This is a genomic window from Nitrosospira briensis, from assembly GCF_900115125.1.
Taxonomy (GTDB): Bacteria; Pseudomonadota; Gammaproteobacteria; order Burkholderiales; family Nitrosomonadaceae; genus Nitrosospira; species Nitrosospira briensis_A.
In genome coordinates this window covers 932,590-952,024 of record NZ_FOVJ01000001.1, presented here as the reverse complement: position 1 = coordinate 952,024, position 19,435 = coordinate 932,590, and the positions used below count along the sequence as shown (strand labels likewise).

Annotated in this window: 13 protein-coding genes; 6 read left to right on the top strand and 7 right to left on the bottom strand. The window is 54.9% G+C overall.

Features of this window, described 5'->3' with window-relative positions:
* Positions 1 to 13: 13 nt before the first annotated feature.
* Entirely contained in the window at positions 14 to 2,164 is a 2,151-nt protein-coding gene (locus BMZ14_RS04265; RefSeq protein WP_074794991.1) for a hypothetical protein, read from the bottom strand.
* Positions 2,165 to 2,278: 114 nt separating this feature from the next.
* On the bottom strand, positions 2,279 to 4,573 hold the full coding sequence (locus BMZ14_RS15250) for an EAL domain-containing protein (protein WP_256208368.1): 2,295 nt from the start codon (positions 4,571 to 4,573) through the stop codon (positions 2,279 to 2,281).
* A 376-nt stretch (positions 4,574 to 4,949) separates the two neighbouring features.
* Between BMZ14_RS15250 and BMZ14_RS04245 the strand changes: the two genes are divergently transcribed.
* The 4 genes from BMZ14_RS04245 (at position 4,950) to BMZ14_RS04230 (ending at position 12,717) form a co-directional block, all read left to right on the top strand.
* On the top strand, positions 4,950 to 5,882 hold the full coding sequence (locus BMZ14_RS04245; RefSeq protein WP_074794989.1) for a histone deacetylase family protein: 933 nt from the start codon (positions 4,950 to 4,952) through the stop codon (positions 5,880 to 5,882).
* Positions 5,883 to 6,003: 121 nt separating this feature from the next.
* Positions 6,004 to 7,266 (top strand): ABC transporter substrate-binding protein, encoded by a 1,263-nt coding sequence (locus BMZ14_RS04240; protein WP_074794987.1) that lies wholly within the window; start codon positions 6,004 to 6,006, stop codon positions 7,264 to 7,266.
* Entirely contained in the window at positions 7,224 to 11,402 is a 4,179-nt protein-coding gene (locus tag BMZ14_RS04235) for a PAS domain S-box protein (RefSeq protein WP_256208367.1), read from the top strand. Before BMZ14_RS04240 ends, BMZ14_RS04235 begins: the two co-directional genes overlap by 43 nt.
* A gap of 85 nt (positions 11,403 to 11,487) precedes the next feature.
* Entirely contained in the window at positions 11,488 to 12,717 is a 1,230-nt protein-coding gene (locus BMZ14_RS04230; protein WP_074794983.1) for an EAL domain-containing response regulator, read from the top strand.
* A 119-nt stretch (positions 12,718 to 12,836) separates the two neighbouring features.
* On the opposite strand, the gene BMZ14_RS04225 is transcribed toward BMZ14_RS04230, so the two are convergent.
* The 3 genes from BMZ14_RS04225 to smbP all read right to left on the bottom strand — a co-directional run bounded on the left by BMZ14_RS04225 (position 12,837) and on the right by smbP (position 14,539).
* Positions 12,837 to 13,310 (bottom strand): RES family NAD+ phosphorylase, encoded by a 474-nt coding sequence (locus BMZ14_RS04225; protein ID WP_074794981.1) that lies wholly within the window; start codon positions 13,308 to 13,310, stop codon positions 12,837 to 12,839.
* Entirely contained in the window at positions 13,307 to 13,840 is a 534-nt protein-coding gene (gene parS, locus BMZ14_RS04220) for a type II RES/Xre toxin-antitoxin system antitoxin (protein ID WP_083396619.1), read from the bottom strand. The genes BMZ14_RS04225 and parS overlap by 4 nt, the downstream gene beginning before the upstream one ends.
* A gap of 315 nt (positions 13,841 to 14,155) precedes the next feature.
* Entirely contained in the window at positions 14,156 to 14,539 is a 384-nt protein-coding gene (gene smbP / locus BMZ14_RS04215) for a small metal-binding protein SmbP (RefSeq protein WP_177186905.1), read from the bottom strand.
* A 960-nt stretch (positions 14,540 to 15,499) separates the two neighbouring features.
* Between smbP and BMZ14_RS04205 the strand changes: the two genes are divergently transcribed.
* A complete protein-coding gene (locus BMZ14_RS04205) occupies positions 15,500 to 16,822 on the top strand; it encodes a porin (protein WP_074795565.1) in 1,323 nt (440 codons plus the stop codon).
* Positions 16,823 to 16,900: 78 nt separating this feature from the next.
* Here the strand turns inward: BMZ14_RS04205 and BMZ14_RS04200 are convergent, their stop codons facing one another.
* A complete protein-coding gene (locus BMZ14_RS04200) occupies positions 16,901 to 17,326 on the bottom strand; it encodes a hypothetical protein (RefSeq protein WP_074794975.1) in 426 nt (141 codons plus the stop codon).
* 214 nt (positions 17,327 to 17,540) lie between these two features.
* On the bottom strand, positions 17,541 to 17,915 hold the full coding sequence (locus BMZ14_RS04195; protein WP_074794974.1) for an Mth938-like domain-containing protein: 375 nt from the start codon (positions 17,913 to 17,915) through the stop codon (positions 17,541 to 17,543).
* 227 nt (positions 17,916 to 18,142) lie between these two features.
* On the opposite strand from BMZ14_RS04195, the gene BMZ14_RS04190 reads away from it, so the two are divergent.
* A complete protein-coding gene (locus BMZ14_RS04190; RefSeq protein WP_074794972.1) occupies positions 18,143 to 19,369 on the top strand; it encodes a pyridoxal phosphate-dependent aminotransferase in 1,227 nt (408 codons plus the stop codon).
* The last annotated feature ends 66 nt before the right edge of the window (positions 19,370 to 19,435 follow it).

Below are 19,435 nucleotides of genomic sequence, written 5' to 3'. Positions count from 1 at the left end.
CTGTTCAGTCCGCTTATTCGATCGGGCGTACTCCGAAAAAGCCCATCTGCCACACAATGAGCAAAGCGACGATGACTCCCGCAATCAAAACAAGGTATGGCCATACCGGTTTTTTCTCCGCGTACGGGTCGGACAACGAGCGGCGCGAACCTTCCGGCAGATTCGCCATCTTGGTCAAAGACTTGCCAAACGGAATATTGATGCGCGCCCGCGCATTGATCGCCCAGCCATTGGCATCCAGCACGGGGCCAAGGTTGCGTTTCTTCAACTTGAACCATGCCACGATCATGGACGGGCCGGAAATCAATAATATCAGGCCGATTATCGCCAACGGTATCTGCCAGAATTGCAAGCCCAATATCCCGCTGACCAGTGACGCAAGAATTCCACCGATAGCACCGAGCGCCAGCCCTATCGCTGCAAAAATCCCGGCAAATTTTCCTACATCGAAAGGTGTTTTTGGCGGTGCAGGAGGAGGCGCACCCGGTGCAGCGGGCGGGGGCGGCATCACCGCGGCAGCTAACAGCTTTTGATCCGCTGCGGCTGCTTTCTGCGCAGCCAGTTTCTCCAGTTGCTCGTTGATAAACTTGATCAGCTTCTTGTATGGCGACCAGAATGCCTGGCGGATGCTGATCGGATGGTCCACAATCCGCACGATGGTGGCATCCCAATCCTGGCCTTTCCTGTCATAAAAAATTCCATTTCTGCCTACCATCAGAAAATCCGAATCGCCATCGGTAAAGGCAGCCGCAATGCTCATTTTTTCCGTACCGCCCTTGCGTATGCAATCGCAATAGGCGAGATACAGGCCGCTCATATTGGCAAACTCCGCGTGTTTGCCAATATCCTCTACTCTTAAGCACAGATCACAACTGCGCCCATCGAGATACAGCGTGCCCAACTGGAAAATCGCTTTATCTCTCCCCGTATAAAAGCTGCGGAACGAAACAAAATTGTTTATCAGTTTGAAGAGGTCGCGGCTGTAGCGCAGCAGTTGTTCCACTGAACGTATCGCCTTTACCTCGTTTTCCACCGCTTTATCCTGGATAATCAGATCATTGATTACTTCTTGATGGTTGCTGCCGGATATCTCCCTCAAACGTGCCTTGCCTAATTGTTCGATACTGGAAGCCGGCTTGGCGCTTTGCCATGCTTCAAACGCCGCAAACTTGGCGCAAAGCGCATCCCACTCCGAAGCCAGCAGAACCTGCTTTTCGCCAAATAGTGGCACAATAGCTTGCGTCCGTAACGCGTCTATCTGTTTTTGCCATGCCGGGTTCAGGCCTGAAATCAGTGGCAAAGGCTTGTCCGGCTCCACCGTCGCCAGCGGGAAACTTGCTATATCTGTGTTGTGTGACGATAACGTTTGTGCTGCAATACTCTTGTAATCATCGGCGGAGCGGCTCAGCGGCGTCGCGGCGCGCCCGTCATAAGCGGCCAGTTGGCAGCGGGTGAAATAGTCGCTGACTTTCTCTTTGACAGCACGGAAGGCATCCGCGGCCTCCAGGGTTTTTTCCTCAAGAAACCTGATATGTGCATCACCGTCGCCCTTCGCCTGCCACTCGGAATAGGCGGCAACTTCCGCAAAAAAAGCATCGGTGGTTTCCTGGTCAATCCCGGCTTTTCCACTCCTGTCCGCTACCGAGCCACGACATTTGATTATGTCCTCAATCGTTGCGCGCAACGCGGCATCCGCACTCTGTCCGGCAGGAATTACACCGTCCCCGTTAAATTCCAGGCCCGCAACAAACTTCTCGATGTCGGACATATCCGCGAGAGAGATCTCTGCGGCATCGGCTTTGCCCAGCGTTTTCAGGATGTATTGCGCTGAAGCAAGCAGCTGTCGCCCTTCTTTGCTATTATCGTTTATGTCGGCCAGCGCGACACGATCCGAACCCTCGATCAGCAAATCGGGATTCCTCAGCAAATTGCCAGCCCATGCGATAGCTGCCAGCACCTCGGTCGCATGCACACGGGCATCGTCATCATGGTCGATCAAGTCGAGGGTTTTGGTATCGAACTCTATGCCGCGCGTCGGGCAACTCAATGCTACCCACAACTTTTGATCCAGCTCTTTTAAAGCCAGCAAGTCCGCGCCGTTATCGATTTGCACCTGATCAAAACCGCCAGCCCGGAAAAATTTCCATGTGTGTGAGGTGGCCACGCTTTCTCCTTGGTATTATTAATTTGTAAGGGCTATTGAGTTATAGACTTAACATCCGGGCATTGCAATAATGAAGGTTGGCGCTGCAATGAATTGCAATGGAAAGCAGGGAAATTATCGTATGCCGGGTCCGGTAACGCCATCGAAGCCGAGCTTTACCAATGCCTTCCGCTCAGCTTCAGCTTGTGCGCCCAGTGCAATTACGACAACGCCCTGGTCGTGCGCCAGCCTGCACAAGTTTTTCAGAAAGCGCTGGTTATTCTTGTTCTGATGGATGCCGTGCACGAAGGCGGCGTCTACCTTGATATAACCCAGGCCGAGACCCGTGAGTTGCCGAAGCTCGCTAAACTGGTGACCAAAATGCTCGATGCCCGTGCGGCAGCCGAGCGATCCGAAGGTATGACAGAAATCACGAAACGCTTCAAATTTGCGAAAGGCGCCATACTCCGGTACTTCAATCCAGAGCCGCCGGCACAGATCCGGAAACTGGCCCAGCAACGCTGCCAGTTTATTCCGGAACTCCCAGTTAGCGACGGTTTCAATCGAGAGGTTGACCGCGAGGTCATCGGTACCCGACTGCAATGATTCAATTGCATGGCGAATGACCGCCATGTCCAGGGGGCCGGTGAGACTGAGGCGAACTGCGATATTGACGAAGTCGCCTGCCTCCAGCCAGCCTCCATTGCGCTGGGCCTGCATGCGAACAAACGCTTCCTGATGCAATGGCGCGCCACTGCGTCCCACGACAGGGTAAAGAGCCAGCGTGAAGCGATCTTCTGCAAATGCATCCTTGAAAATATGCCGCCAATCGCCGATATTGACGGCCGGAGCAGGTGGATGACCGGGTTGCGCGGCAATAGCATGCCAGGCATTGACGCCCGTTTGCTCGGCGGTGCTCAGTGCAAGGTCAGCCTTGGCGAAGAGCTCGCCAAGCTTATCGCCGCGCTGGTAGCGAACGGCGCCAATGTGATACAGATCCTTCACGGCCTCCCCCGTTTGTAGGGACAGAGCGGTGAGTTCCCTTGTCAACTGGTTGGCGATGCGGCCCGCATCATCCATGTCGGGGATGAGAAGTGCAAAATCCGATCCATTCAGGCGGGCGGCGAGAGAAGCGGAAGATTCATTATCCGAAGAGGCTTCGGCGGCGGTCTTGCCCATGAGGGCCGCTACCTGCCGGAGCAGGTTGTTTGTCTCTGTGCGTCCCAGTTTCTGGTTGATCTCTTGCAGATTATTGAGGCGTACGAGGAAAAGAATACCATTTTGCCGCTTGCTCGCCTCTGCCGCTATATGTTCTCGAACAGCTTCCTCTTGATCCGGTTCGGCGACAGCTTTGCCATTCTCATTTGGAGCGATAAGCTGACCGCGCTCGACCGGGATAATAACTTCAGGAGCCGCTTCAATACCCTCGGCTGGGATGGCCGCTTCATCTCCCTCGCTTGCTGCGGTTGCCCCGGTTGAGGCGCCTTCGGTAGCGCTTGCGGTAGCAGCGACTTCACTTCCAGTGCCCGGGGCGGCGGGTGCCTCGTCTCCGCTTCCGGCAACAACCCTTGCGCTCACTCCAGGGGTGACATCTTCCCCGCTTATGCTTGTGCCGGGTGCAGCTTCTTTTTCCCCTGCATGGTCAGGGGTATCTCCGCCGCCCACAATTTCGGCAAGCCGGTTCATGAAGTACTCGCGATTGGCGAGGCCAGTGACCGGATCGTAATTTATCTGCTTATGCAAGGTTTCCAGCCGGGCTGTTTCCTCAATGGCCCTGTTATGCAGACGTCTTATCATGTCGTTCGTGGCCCGTGCAATGCTGCGGAGTTCGGGTATGCGAGGCTCGGAAATGGTGAGAAAGCGGCGTTCGGTAATAGCTTCAGCCTGTTCGACCATCGTGGACAACGGTTTTTTGATGCGTTGGAGCATCAGCATGCCGATGAGCCCGCAGGAGAGGCCAGCAGCCAGAAACCAGAGTAGCAGGGTTTCCGCTTGATTCCACAGGGCCAGATGGGCGAGCCGGGTCTGGCTTACTACCTTGATGACACCAAAATGCATCCAGCTGTCAGAGATCTGAGCCTGGCCCGGTTCAGCGCGAATAGGGAAGAGATCAACAAACCATTCGGGAACAGTAATGTCTACCCGGTCTTGGACCCTTTCTGTAATCACTCTGCCATCGGGCGAGGTGATCGAGATCGTTTCGTATTGGCCGCTGTCGAAAAGTGCCGCGATCTGCAAACCGATCGTGACCGGGTCCTTGCTTAGCTGGGAGATGGAATGCGCGAGGGAATTGGCGCTATCGATATTTTTCCGATGGAGTTGCTGCTCGAGATAGCTTTGCGTGCTGAGCAGGCTTATGGCAAAGCCGCCAGTAAAACTGGTCAGCGTTACCAATATGACAGTCAGCCAGAGTTGCCGGGAAAGAGACATTGAATGCCTTATTATTTTAGGAAGCCTCTGAATAACTCTGGATCAGTCCCCGATTTGCCTTTTAGGGACGCAACAGCGGCGTTATTTGAATATTTCATCGGTGCCCCGAGATTATCACGGACTGGACGATCGTTTCAATTTTGCAGGAAATCAAGGCAATGAAGAAGCGGCAGATGCGGAAAGAGCAAGCAGGGACGCCTGGCGCCAAAAGCGGTTGTGAGGCAATACCCTGCGTATCAATCGTATTGGAGACAGGCTTGGCGATTCTTTCGTCGTCTCGGCCTGCCATATGCGGGCAGCTCGTGAGCAGATCGCTTATGCACCTCCGTTGTTAAAGAGTGTTCCATGAAGCACGAAGGATTACTGGAGATTCTCTATGCACACCGCTTTTATTTCGCACCCCGATTGCCTGCTTCACGATATGGGTCCCTATCATCCTGAAAGCCCTGCGCGGCTCAAGGCAATAGAGGATGCGCTGACTGCTTGCGGCCTCATGGACAAGCTGGAGCGCCATGCTGCGCCATTGGCCACACGGGAGCAGTTGGAACGCGTGCACACACCCGGTTATATTGCTTCGCTCGACGTCAGTTCGTCCAGGGCCCGTTCCTCCGGCCTGGCATATCTTGATCCGGACACGGCGATGAACCAGCACAGCTTGAAAGCGGCTTATCGCGCTGCCGGGGCGGTAATACTGGCGGCGGACCTGGTGATGGGAAAGAAGGCGGACAATGCCTTTTGTAGTGTTCGCCCGCCGGGCCATCATGCAGAACGGGACAGGGCGATGGGTTTCTGCCTGTTAAACAATATTGCGGCCGGAGTCGCCCACGCAATGGACGCGCATGCTTTGGAGCGTATTGCAGTGGTGGATTTCGATGTGCATCACGGCAACGGCACAGAGGATATTTTTCGGGATGACCCCCGGGTCATGATGGTTTCGATATTCCAGCATCCCTTTTATCCCTATGGCGGCCTCACGGGACGGTCGGAACGCATGGTCAATATTCCGCTGGCGGCGGGCAGCGGCGGGGAAATATTCCGCAGGGTGGTGAGCGAATTCTGGCTGCCCTCGCTTGAAAGATTCAAACCGCAGATGCTATTTATTTCGGCCGGTTTCGACGCTCACACCGACGATGATCTTGCTTCCTTGAATCTTGTGGAAAGTGATTACGCATGGGTCACGGAAAGAATCAGAGAGGTAGCGCAGGTTCATGCCGCCAACCGGATTGTTTCGTCTCTGGAAGGGGGATACGCGTTGCCCGCCCTGGGACGGAGCGCAGCTGCTCACCTGAGAGTGCTCAGCGATTCCTGATAATCGATGCGCACGGATTTTGCTCCGGAATTGTTTCGTAACGCGGCTATTGTGTCTATGATTAGCATAGTAACGGATTTGCCACACTGCATTTGTACCTCCATATCAGGGAGACCAGGCGTTGAAGGTTAGCCATATATTGCGCGTTCTTGTTCTGCTGATCATTCTGGTGATCGTCGCCTTCATGATATGGAAAAAATATGCGGGTCCCAAGGAGAACATCAGGATCGGTGTGCTGCATTCCTTGTCGGGCTCTATGGCGGAAAGCGAAAAACCCTTGGTCGACGCTATCCGGTTCGCCATCGAAGAGGCCAATGCGGCAGATGGTATCAATGACAGGAAGATCGAAGCGGTAGTGGCGGATTGCAGATCCGACGCGGCCTATTGCGCGAAGGAGGCTGAGCGCCTGATCAAGGAAGAGCAGGTGCAGGCCTTGTTCGGCTGCTGGAACTCGGATTGCCGAAAACAGGTGAAACGAGTAGTCGAGGAACATAATCACCTGCTTTTTTATGCACTTCGGTATGAAGGTATGGAACAGTCGCCGAATATCGTCTACGGTGGCACTGTACCCAACCAGTTGGTCATGCCCGCCGTACACTGGGCCCTGGAAAATCTCGGCAAGCCGGGCGCTACGCACTCGCGCCGCAAACGCGTGTATCTCGTCGGATCGGATTACGTATATTCCCGCGTTGTGAATATACTCATCAAGGATTTACTGCTTGCGCACGACGCGATAGTCGTAGGGGAACGGTACCTTCCTCTGGGATCTGCTGTCGTGGACGATCTGGTGGCGGATATTGCCGGGCAGCAGCCGGATATCGTATTGAATACCATCAGCCGCACGGATAATGCCGTATTTTTTAGAACCCTCAAGAAAAATGGAATCACGCCGGACGAGATGCCGGTTTTATCGTTCAGCGTGACCGAGATAGGCCTGACATCTCTTGATACCGTGCCAATGGCGGGCCACTACGCTGCGCGCAATTATTTTCAGACAATACCAACACATCAGAATCAATCTTTCGTAAACCGGTTTCGCCACCGCTTCGGTGAGAGCGCCATCATCGATAGCCCGATGGAGGCTTCCTACATCAATATGAGAATGTGGATCCAGGCGGCGCTCGAAGCCGGTTCGGGCGATCTGGGCAAGGTGCAACGCACTATTCTGCGCCAGAGCCTTCCCGCTCCTGAAGGCGTGGTTTCACTCGATCCAGTGACGGGCCATGTATGGAAAGTGGCACGCATAGGCAAAGCCCGCAAAGATGGGCAGTTCGATGTAGTCTGGGATTCCGAGCGGCCGCTTGAGCCGGCTCCCTTCCCGACATACCGCTCCCGCGAAGAATGGGACGAGCTGCTGAAACCCATCCCGGGGTTGACGCCATGATGAGATTTACCTCGCTTACGCAGCGTTTTGCGGTGTGGTTCGTGGCGGTCTCCGTGCTACCTATCCTGATCATTGGATTCAGCCTTCTTCGCACTTTTGAAACCGAAACGCAGCGTACCGCGATCCGCCAGGTCTCGGCCATAGCCGACATGAAGGCGGAACAGATAGATAGCTATCTGCGGGAGCGCCTTCTCGACGCCCGGGTTATCCAGACTGCCAGTACTACACGCCTGGCGATGCGCGATTTTGCGCGTGCATATGCCAGAAACGGTGTGGGATCAGCCAACTACCGTGAACTGGACGCCTTTTACCGCGAACACTTCAAACGCTTTGTCGAGGACGCGGGTTATTACGACCTGTTTCTTATTTCCCCTCAGGGTGAAATTGTCTATAGCCAGGCGAAAGAAGACGATTTTGCCACCAGCCTCATCAGCGGCCCATATAAAAACAGCGGTTTAGGCCGTATTACGCGGAACGCGCTGAATACATTGCAGAACGGTGTGTCGGATTTTGAATATTATCCGCCATCGAAGGGGGCGATCGCTGCTTTCATGGCCTTTCCCGTCGTGGTTGAGGGAAAGCTTGAAGGCGTGGTTGCGCTGCAGATCTATAGCGAGCAGGTGTTTCAGGTCGTGACCGATAACGTGGGGCTGGGAGCGAGCGGGGAAACAGTGGTTACGCGGCTTTTGAACGAGGACAAGGCCCTGGTAATGGCGCCTCTGAAACATGAGCCCGATGCTGCGCTTGAGTACGAGATTCCTCTCAATAACCCGCCTTTTTCGATTGCGATACAAAGCGGGCTGCACGGCGAACGCGGAGGCGGTTTGAAAATGGATTATCGCGACAAGGAAGTCGTCGCGGCATGGCGTTATCTGCCTCGCATGAATTGGGGCATCGAAGTCAAAATGGACGCGGACGAGGTGTTTGCTTCGGTGAAACGCGTGCGCGATCTCGGTTTGCTGATTCTCGGCCTCACGCTTCTTGCCGCTATGCTGGGTGCGCTTTTATTCAGCCGGCGCGTCGTTACCACACTGAAAAAGCTCAGCCATGGAGCCCATCATATTGCCGCGGGCAACTTGCAGCAGCGCGTACCGGTAAAGGGATGGGACGAGATAGGGGAGCTCGCAAGCACCTTCAACACCATGACGGAACGCCTGAATGTCAGCAACCGTGAACGGGACGTTGCGGAAGACGATCTGCGGCAGCTCAACCAGGACCTGGAGAACAGGGTCGTTGCGCGAACCGCCGACCTCGAGCGCGCGAATGCCGCGCTGATCAGCAAGGAAGAGGAAACGCGCTCCATTGTCGAACACATGGTCGATTGCATCATTACCATAGACGATAAGGGAATCATCCGGTCGGTAAACCCAGTGATAGAAAAACTTTTCGGCTACACTCGGGAGGAGGTGATCGGCCAGAACGTTTCGATGCTCATGCCCGAACCCCATCACGGTGCTCATCAGAATTACATAGACAGGTATTACCGGACCGGACGAGGCCGGTGCGAATTCGACCATATTCTCAGACTTGAAGTCGAGGGGGTGCATAACATCGGCATGGGCCGTGAAGTAGAGGGGCGGCACAAGAATGGAGAACTGGTCGATCTCTACGTTGCCGTGAGCGAATATTTCGTTGGGGGCAAGCGCTATTTCACCGGTGTCCTGCGTGATATTCACGAACGCAAGCAGGCGGAGCAGGCCTTGCGCGGCAGCGAAGAGCGCTTGCGGGCGATTGTGGATAATCTGGCGGCATTCGTCGGGGAACTGTCGACCGACGGGGTGTTGGTCGAGATTAACCGCACGGCCCTCGATCTGGGCGGCCTGCGGAGCGAAGATGTCATAGGCAAGCGTCTTGACGAGACAGGATGGTTTTCTTACAGCCCGCAAGTGAAGGCGCGGGTCCGCAAGGACGTGGAGGCGGCTCTGCTTGGCGAGATAGTACGGCATGATCTCGAGATACGCCGGGCTGACGGCACGCTCATGACAATCGATTTCATGCTTGTGCCGGTTCGCAACGCCAGAGGTCAAGTGGTCAAATTGATACCTTCCGGCATCGATATCAGCGAAAGGATGCGTATCCTGACGGATCTTGAGCAGGCCCGCCATGAGGCGGAGCAGGCCAATCAGGCGAAATCGGTCTTTCTTGCGGCAATGAGCCATGAGATACGCACCCCGATGAACGGCGTGATCGGTATGGCGGACGTCTTGCAACAAACCAGTCTCAGTGGCTATCAGATGGAGATGGTCGATCTCATCCGCGAATCCGCCTTCGCCCTGCTGGAAATCATCGAGGATATTCTCGATTTCTCCAAGATCGAGGCAGGCCGGCTGGAACTCGAGAAGGCGCCGATGTCGATCGTGAGTGTGGTGGAAAAAGCTTGCGCCATGCTCGAAAGCCTGGCTGCGAGAAAGGGAGTGGAACTCACCTTGTTTCTCGATCCGGCCATGCCGGAAGAGGTGCTGGGCGATGCGTTGCGCTTGCGTCAGGTGCTGGTCAACCTTACCAATAACGCCATCAAGTTTTCCAGTGGACAGAAAGAACCCGGCCGGGTATCAGTACGCGCTGTGCTGGCAGACCGCACGCCGGATCAGGTGACGGTCGAGTTTCAGATCATCGACAATGGCATCGGCATGAGCGAGGAGACCCAGGCGCGGCTGTTCACTCCCTTTACTCAAGGCGATACCTCCACCACCCGCCGATTTGGCGGCACCGGGTTGGGTTTGGCAATCTCGCATTATCTGGTTGAATCCATGGGCGGTGAAATCAGGGTGAAGAGCGCACTGGCTCAAGGCTCTGTTTTTACCGTTCGCATGTCGTTCGTTCAACTGCCCGCGGCACCCGCCCTGAGCAAGGTTGTCGACTTGACGGGGATATCCTGTCTGGTGATCGGTGACGAAAAGGGCCTTGGCGACGATCTGGCGGTATATTTGAGATATAGCGGCGCTACGGTCGAGCGGGAGACGGATTTCAGGGCCGCTCCGAAGCGGATAGAAGCGCTTCCGCCAGGTTTATGGCTACTGATCATCGATGCGGGGCATGACGTTCCACCGCTTGAGGAACTTCGCGCCGCCTGCCATGCCCGGCCCGACCTGGACTCGCATTTCGTCGTTCTGGAGCATGGGCATCACCAGCCTGACATTGAGCCTCGCTTCGTTGTCATCAAGCGCGGGCGACGCCGTCATGAGCGCACTGAAACGGTGGACACGGTTACGCTGGATGGCGACGTCATGCATCGCGAAGCGTTTCTGCGAGCGGTGGCCATCGCGGCGGGGCGGGCACATGAAGAAGTGGAAGCGGTCCAACCAGACCAGGTCGAGCCGGTGATCGCGCCCTCGCGCGAGGAAGCTCGAAGGGAGGGGAGACTCATCCTCGTCGCCGAAGACAGTGAAATCAACCAGAAAGTCATCCGTCAGCAGCTTACTTTGCTGGGTTATGCCGCCGACATCGCACGTGATGGCCGTGAAGCGCTAAAACGCTGGGAGGGCGGCGAGTATGCGCTGCTGCTCACCGATCTGCATATGCCTGAAATGGACGGCTACCAGTTGACCGCGGCGGTCAGGCTTGCCGAGCAAGGCAAGGTCAGGCATCCCATCATCGCTTTTACTGCAAACGCTCTCAAGGGCGAGGCCGAGCATTGCCGCGCAGTCGGCATGGATGACTACCTGAGCAAGCCCGTCCAGCTTGCGCACCTGAGAGCAGTCCTGCATAAATGGCTGCCGCCTCCTGCGAGTACCGAATTGCTCGCGCTCGCCACTCCGGCGGCATCCGCCACCGGTATCGCCCCCGCGACAGCTCCTGCCGGGGAAAAACCGGTGGACGTAAGCGTCCTTGAGGCGCTCGTAGGTAACGATCCGCCGGTAATCAGTGAATTTTTGCAGGATTTCCGTACCAGTTCGGGGAAAATAGCAGCGGAGTTACGCGCCGCCTGTGAGGCGGGACAGGCGGAAGCCGCTGGCGCATCAGCCCACAAGCTCAAGTCGTCGGCGCGCTCGGTCGGTGCTTTGGCCTTGGGGGAACGATGTGCGGAAATGGAGCGGGCAGGAAAGGCAGGAGACATGCGGGAATTAAATGCACTATTGCCAAGTTTCGAGTCTGAACTGGCCGCTGTGGATAAATATATCGAATCATTGGCATAATTATGCTATGTATGGGACATTATTTTTGCCTGCGCACTCGCAAGGCCCTGGTCAACTCGATAACCGTCAAGACACGTGATGTGATATGACAGAACGATCCGAAGTCAGAATTCTGGTGCTTGACGATGAGGACTTCATGCTCAAGCTGCTGAAGCGCATTCTCTCGAATCTGGGGTTTACGTCGGTCACGCTTTGCGATAGCGGGCGTGCGGCCCTGGAGCGCGCCGCTGCCGCGGATGGGGCGCCCAACGTGATCCTGCTGGACCTCAACATGCCGGAAATGGATGGAATCGAATTCGTGCGGCACCTGGTGGACCGCCGTTATGCCGGAAGCCTCATCCTTGTCAGCGGCGAGGATGAGCGCATATTGCAGACCACCGAAAAACTGGTTCGCGCGCACAAAATTCCGATACTTGGTTACCTGCATAAGCCCGTCAAGCCGGATGCGTTAGCTGCGCTGCTTGAGAAATGGACTCCTCCTCAAGCTGAAGCGAAGGGATCGACGAAGAAAGTATACGTTGCGGATGATTTGCGGGCCGCTATCGAAAAAGGCGAACTGGTCAATTACTATCAGCCCAAGGTAGCGGTTACCACCGGCGACGTGGTTGGCGTCGAAACATTGGTGCGGTGGCGGCACCCGGTGGATGGCATCATTTTTCCCGATCAATTCATCAGTGTGGCTGAAGCGGCTGGTTTGATCGACGCCCTGACTCAAGTCGTGCTCACTGCCGCAATAACGCAGGCAAAAGCCTGGCAAGACGCGCAGCTGGCGCTCCGGGTGGCGGTCAACGTGTCGATGGATAATCTGGCATCTCTGAATTTTCTCAATTTTGTTGCCGATGCCACAGCCACGCTGGGAATTGCACCTCATAACGTAGTGCTGGAGGTGACGGAGAGCCGGTTGATGCAGGATACGCGCGCTCCGCTGGAGATTCTCACTCGCTTGCGCTTGAAGCGTTTCCGCCTTTCCATTGATGATTTCGGCACGGGACACTCTTCGCTCGCTCAGTTGCGTGATATTCCTTTTGACGAACTCAAGATTGATCAAGGTTTCGTGCATCGCGCCTGGAAGGACGAAACATTACGGGCGATGTACGATGCCAGCCTGGCTCTGGCAAGACAATTAGGCATGGAAGTCGTTGCAGAAGGCGTTGAAGACCGGGACGACTGGGATCTTCTGCGTCGCACGGGATGCGATCTTGCTCAGGGCGCTTTTGTTTCCCCGCCCATGCTGCCTGAACATCTGCCCGGCTGGATTGAGAGTTGGCGGGAGCGGGTACAAAAAGAGTCACTGATTGCCGGCAAGCTGAAGTGAACGTTGCGGTTGTTGAAGACAAATCTTGAACCCTGCGTCCGTGGCGCCTGAAACACAAGGAATTTCCTCTGCGTCGGGCAAATGCCTTGCCCTGTCAGGATGCTTTGAGTCAAAAGCTGTTATCGCAAACGGGCATCATATGTCCAGCGCCGCAGCTTTTTCGCGCGAATCCCGGTAGCGGCCGGATGAGCCGGATTGATGAGGATATTGTTTTCTTCCGGCACAATTACGGATGGTGCGAGCAAAAGGGCAGATGTTCCAGCCGTGACCCACCGGTTTCCCGCCTGCAAACTGGTTATGCCGGCCGGAATTGCATCCCAGCCCACATGGTCCCTGGTTTCCAGGGCGGTTGCTGTTTTCCAGACATCATCCGGGATCTCGACAGAAACCAGGTAGCGGTTGAGAGGTAAATCACCCGCAACCAGATGCACAATCGTCTCCAGGCAGGCCAGCGCAACCGAACTGCTGGTGTAGATCATCGGTGTACCAGGGCGATTCCATCGTCCACCTGTGCGGCGGGGGCCTTCTCCGCTCAGGTCGTCCGCGCCGTAATCGGGGGTATCGATACCAATACGCCAGACCAGAACGGTCAAGCGTAAGCTCCGCTTTGAATCCTGGCGATCAGGCCGGACACAAGCTCCTGACCCTCCGCGGTATCCATATACTCGGCAGGACACTGGCCCCCAAGCGCTGGTGCTGGCGTGTCGAGCCAGTCGGCCACCCACCTGGCTGCATCGAAGCCGCTCGCATCTCCGGATTGCTCGACCATTACCTGGACTTGCCCAACGAGCTTCGAGAATCCCAACACCCGTTCACCCTGGTCTGGCGAAAGCTGCTGCTTCGACCGTGCCCGGCGGTCGACGGTGGCTCGAGGCAAGCCCAGCACTTTGAAAAGGCGTTCCTTGGGCCTCCCGATGGTCTTGGCGATCTTCGCCACTTCGCCAGCCGGTACGCCTCTTTTGATGATCTCGATGCGCTCCACAGGCCCCAGGCGGTACACATCGGAAAAGTTGGTCACGCTCAGGGGTTTCCTGGTTTCAATAACATGCGTGCCGGTAACCGCCGCACGGGAACGTTTCAGTACCTTTACCCCTGCCACGGGTTTCTCAATATCGGTAGTCATATCATTACTCCATCCGAGCATTCATCATAGCTCATTTGAGTAATATATACCAAGTGCGGCTTGACAGCAAAGAGCGGGATAGGGGGGTTCGCGGAGCGCGAAAATCTGTATGGGATGCTGCAAAAGGAAGTGACTGGATGGCCAAAATAAAGGCGTGGCATGCGAAAGCAGCCGGGAGAAGCGGGGTTGCCTATTGTCAACTTTAAGCTTGCCTTCGCTACAACCTGCCGGGCGATCGCAAGCGGAGTCTTGATCCCCTTGTCCGGAGTGATGGCTGTTCCTGCCCAAGCCCGGGTATTACGATGTTCAGCATCCTTATTTTGCCTGCTCTTTTTCCCGCAAATGAAAGCAGGCCTGTTCCAAGGCTTCGACAGCTTGCTGGACATACCCTTCCCGGGCTTCACCAATGGCAATCTCCATCGCCTCGAAAACTTCCTTGTCGTGCCCCGCCTTCTTGCGCTCCCCGTATATCGATTTCTGAAGGTTGGTATAAGGATGTTCTTTATTGTGCTCTATTAATTTCTTTCGGGCTTCTTCGGTATGCCTGACCACGGCTTGCGGACTGCCTTCCCTGGCGCTCTTGATCGCCTCTTCCAAATGCTCCCCGGTCTTCTTGATATGGTCCTCCGCGTGAACCGTATCAGGGGCCGCAACAAAAGTAGCCAAAACCATGATCAAGCCATAAGCAGACATCTTCATCTTGATTACTCTCGAAGGATTAACGCAGTCTGCCGGTCCTGCAATATTGCTGAGTTTGACCCTGAGTCTGCCAAATAATTCATCATGCGTTATCGCTTGCTTTCGGTCCCCGTGCCGGGATTGACAGCTGGATATATTCGATCGCCCCAATCGCATCCTCCGTGGCTTGGGAAAGGCCACCTTTATTTAAGGATTCATTCACTTAAATAACAGAGGAATTTACTCAGGTATCAAATTAACACACGCCTTGTGAAAAATTCGTGAAGACAAGCACCACCTGTAAATAGGGTTTAAACAGGAGTTGGCGCCGGTTGGAAAAAACATTCCTGGGGCCGGCGCGAAAGGACTGGCGGTTCAAGAACAGGGAAAGTAGGGGGGACAGATTGCTGCAGCTCGCCGAGCGGGGAAAAAGCCTGGCGAGGAAAAACGATAAGGTTTCAATGCACCGCAGTAGGGGGGTGACGGGAAAATTGTGGTTCAGGCGTTCAGGACAAGCCGTTCAGGACAAGTGATTTGCGGTAAATACGATATGAGAAGTCGCACCACAACCGGAGTACTTTAGACTTCAATGTCGTGGCTAGCAGTCAGAAAACGTATCGGGATAGCGCGATGAATCCAGCAAAAAAATTAACTCGGTAACCATTGCGATAAGCCGGTTGGTCCAGCGCGCTGCTGGTGAACTTGGCGCGCCGGGTGTAAAATGACACATCGCTAAAACCAGACTACGCGGGGGCATGGTTTCCTGACCGCCAAGCCTCCACCCGCCTGCCTCGGAAACACAATGACTGCTTCTCCGTAAACCACTTCTTCACGTCCGTTCCCCTCGGGAAAGCGAACTTTGCCGGATCCCCGCTGGCGGCTTGCCCCGAGCACCTCATCACGATCCCGTTTGATCGTCTGAAGTATTCACTAGTGAATACGGAGTGATACTTTTGTACTTGTTTTGAAAGGATGTTTGTAATGAATCACCCGGTAAATAATAAAGGTCAGGCGGTATCCGCCCTGATAAGCCTCCTATTGTTTGCCGGTCTTACTGCAGGTGCGGCGTACGCCAATAACTTAACAAATTACCTCAAGGAAAGCCGTCTTGAACTGGGAGGCTGGATCAATGGCGGAGCCACCCATAACGCAAATAATCCCGCGGATGGCTTCAATGGTCCTGTTACTTTTGCGGACCGGTCCAATCGGTTTCAACTGAATCAGTTTAATTTATTCGTTCAGCGTCCTGTACCGTCGGGAGGCGCGGAATGGGGTGTGGGCGGCCGTTTTGATTTTCTGTTTGGTACGGACGCGATTTATACGCAGGCTTACGGCATTTCCGCGTTCGACGAAAATACCGGGGCACCATCGGACAGAGGCGACTGGGATCTCGATTTATGCTGTAAATCGACCCGGACTTATGGCATTGCGCTTCCGCAGGCTTACCTGGAAGCCTACGTGCCCTTCGGTAACGGGCTCAATATCAAGGCCGGACATTTTTATACGCCGCTCGGTTATGAGACAGTTCCTGCTCCCGACAATTTCTTCTATACCCGCACCTTCACTGTTACCAGCGGCGAGCCGTTTACCCATACGGGGCTGTTGGGCAACTATACGGTGGACGCCAATTGGTCCGTTATCGGCGGCGCAACCACGGGAAGCGCCAAGGGTGGCTGGGATGGAGGCTTTGATAAACAATGGGGCAACTGGGGGGGGGTGGCCGCCATTCTTTGGACCAGCGACGACAGGAGGACCTCGGCCAATTTGGGCGGGACTTATGGCGAGACAGCCACAAACGATCCGTGGATGATGTATAGCGTCGTCCTGCAGCATCGAATCACGCCGCGAACCCATATGGTCCTCCATCACACCTATGGCTGGGCCGCCGACATCAATCTACCCGGAGGAATCCGTAATGCGGAGTGGTATAGCATCAACACGCACCTGACTTACGATCTTTTCAGCGATTTGTCCATCGGCATTCGTGCTGAACGGTTTACCGATCGGAACGGTTGGCGGGTGGCCTCCCCCAACCGGATTCTATTCGCGACCAATAACAAAGGCGTCAGTTACGCGGGAAACATACCTTTTATCAGCGCACCGGCCAATTATTATGCAGTCACGGTAGGCATGAACTGGAAACCGGCGAGGAGGCTGAAAATGAACTGGAGATTTTTGGAAAAGCTGAATATCAGGCCAAATGTCCGTTATGACAGAGCGGATGGCATAAACAGGGCGTTCCGGCCGTTTGATGGGAGGAAGGACCAATTCCTGTTCTCTCTGGATGCCACCATCCCGTTCTGATACGTCGATGGAAGCAGCAACAGGCTGGTAAGCCTCAGCTGGGGTGAGCGCCAGCTGAGGGAAGGAAAGGTAAAAGCCTTATAATCCACTCACAGCATCAGGCCGTTGAGCATCATTGGCGGCATGATTCGTGTTGAGCTTTGCAGCCATCTGCCTGTGCGTCGCCGCGACTTGCATGGTTTCCTTGACTGTTTTCTTGTAATTGCGGATTAATGCATGAGTGTGTGATTGCAGGTCTTGTGCTCGTCTGCCATAAAGATAGGGTTTATCCTCATAGTGCTCCAGCAGTTCTTCTTTTTCTGCCAGCTTTGCCTGCAATTCGGCTGCGGCTTCTTCATAATGCCTTGCAACAGCCTCATGGTCACTTTGCGTGGAGGCAGTCTCGACCGCTGCAGCAATCTCGGGGGTGTCGAGCGGGCCAGCAGCCGTCGCGATGGGGCTCAGGATACCCAGCAAGCTCGCCAGGGATATGGCCTTGAGCATACTCAGGAATTTGGTTTCCATGATTCCCTCCGATCGTCCAATAAGTTAACTTAATCCTAACTCTATGGGTGCGAAGAGTATATTGGGGAAACCTTGGTTTTACCCTAAGGAAAACTATTAGGAAAACCAGTTGAAGTGCCCCAGGCGGGAGACAGGCTATCAAGGAGCGCATTTACACGCGCCGTCTCCGCGCGTTGCGCCAGGCGCATGGCGCCGCGATGTAGAGGACATCTGTTCAGTCCTGAATGAGCAGCGCAGCTGCCACACGCCTTCCTTCATCGGTCAGAATATTGTAAGTCCGACAGGCCGCGCTCGTGTCCATTACCTCAACGCCGATGCCTGATCCGATCAATGCCCTGGTCAGCTTGGGATGAGGGAAGCGTAGCCTGGCGCCCGTGCCGAACAATACCATTTCGGGTTGCAGCGGGAGCAGAAAATCGAAATGCTCCGCCGTGAGTTGCTCGAAAGTAGTAGCTTCCCAATTTTCAATGATGCGATCGGGCAATACGATCAGATTCTGCTCATGGCGTTTGCGGTTGACCAGGACGTAGCCGGCTCCGTAACCGGTAAATATATTTTGCTCGGAAAATGTAGAAAGGTGCAGCTTCAATCAAGGCTCCATTTGCGGCAGATTGGAGGGTCGGGTAACATTACATCTTTTTTGCTTCGCAATAAAGTTTTTGGTTGAAAAAAGCAGAAAATTGACCGTAAGGACCAGGGGATTTTACCGGGCTCGAGTTTGAAGCAGGAAGTTCTTGAATGGCAAAAACCCCTGCGACAGGGGTTGTTTTTTACTGACGCTTCATCAACGCTTTTGCGGATCCGATCTCCCCATATATGCAGCCCATCCTGAAATCCAGCAAGCTGGCGAACGTGTGCTACGACATTCGCGGGCCGGTGCTCGACCACGCCCGGCAAATGGAAGAGGAAGGGCATTACATCATCAAGCTCAATATCGGCAACCCGGCTTCATTCGGCTTTGATGCGCCCGAGGAAATTCTGCAGGATGTAATTCATAACCTCTCTGCCGCTTCCGGTTATTGCGACTCAAAGGGCCTGTTCGCAGCGCGAAAGGCGATCATGCATTACACGCAGGAAAAGCAAATTTCCGATGTGCGGCTGGAAGATATTTATATCGGCAACGGCGTTTCCGAATTGATCGTGATGGCCATGCAGGCACTGCTGAACAGTGGCGATGAGGTACTGATTCCCTCTCCCGACTATCCACTGTGGACGGCAGCGGTTGTGTTGGCGGGCGGGACCGCCCGGCATTATGTATGTGACGAGCAATCCGGCTGGCTTCCCGACCTGGAAGATATCCGTTCGAAGGTTACGTCGAACACTCGCGCCATCATTGTCATTAATCCCAACAATCCCACCGGCGCGCTTTATCCGGATGATGTGCTGCTGGGGATCATCGAGATCGCCCGACAGCACCAGCTCATCATTTATGCGGATGAAATCTATGACAAGGTATTATACGATGACGCAACACACACCTCGATCGCCTCGCTGGCGGATGATGTGCTGTTTGTTACCCTGAACGGCTTGTCCAAGAACTATCGGGCTGCGGGGTTTCGCTCCGGTTGGGCGGTGGTGTCGGGAACAAAACAGTTTGCCCGTGATTATATTGCCGGGCTCACCATGCTGGCTTCCATGCGCTTGTGCGCGAACGTTCCCTCGCAATTCGGCATACAGACCGCTCTCGGCGGCTACCAGAGCATCAATGACCTGGTAATGCCGACAGGACGACTCATGCGGCAGCGTGATCTTGCCTGGAAGTTATTGACCGATATTCCGGGCGTGACATGCTATAAGCCGAAGGCGGCAATGTATCTGTTTCCGCGTCTTGATCCGCAACTGTATCCGATCAAGGACGATCAGCAGTTTGTCCTGGATCTGCTCATCGAAGAGAAAGTGTTGCTGGTGCAGGGCAGCGGCTTCAACTGGCCGCAACCGGACCATTTTCGCGCGGTATTTTTGCCGAACAGCGATGACCTTACAGAAGCGATCGGGCGCATTGCAGAGTTTCTGGAGCGGTACCGCAAGCGGCATCGAACTTGAGCCGGACCTGAAAATGGACAAGAACACGGAAGGGAAAAAAGACGATGAGCCTTCAGCTGAAATGCC

Bases quoted from the DNA above. Each gene is read 5' to 3' on its own strand.
- BMZ14_RS15250 (WP_256208368.1), bottom strand. From the start codon at position 4,573: ATGTCTCTTTCCCGGCAACTCTGGCTGACTGTCATATTGGTAACGCTG.
- BMZ14_RS04245 (WP_074794989.1), top strand. From the start codon at position 4,950: ATGCACACCGCTTTTATTTCGCACCCCGATTGCCTGCTTCACGATATG.
- BMZ14_RS04235 (WP_256208367.1), top strand. From the start codon at position 7,224: ATGGGACGAGCTGCTGAAACCCATCCCGGGGTTGACGCCATGATGAGA.
- BMZ14_RS04230 (WP_074794983.1), top strand. From the start codon at position 11,488: ATGACAGAACGATCCGAAGTCAGAATTCTGGTGCTTGACGATGAGGAC.
- parS (WP_083396619.1), bottom strand. From the start codon at position 13,840: ATGACTACCGATATTGAGAAACCCGTGGCAGGGGTAAAGGTACTGAAA.
- smbP (WP_177186905.1), bottom strand. From the start codon at position 14,539: ATGAAGATGTCTGCTTATGGCTTGATCATGGTTTTGGCTACTTTTGTT.
- BMZ14_RS04205 (WP_074795565.1), top strand. From the start codon at position 15,500: ATGAATCACCCGGTAAATAATAAAGGTCAGGCGGTATCCGCCCTGATA.
- BMZ14_RS04200 (WP_074794975.1), bottom strand. From the start codon at position 17,326: ATGGAAACCAAATTCCTGAGTATGCTCAAGGCCATATCCCTGGCGAGC.
- BMZ14_RS04190 (WP_074794972.1), top strand. From the start codon at position 18,143: ATGCAGCCCATCCTGAAATCCAGCAAGCTGGCGAACGTGTGCTACGAC.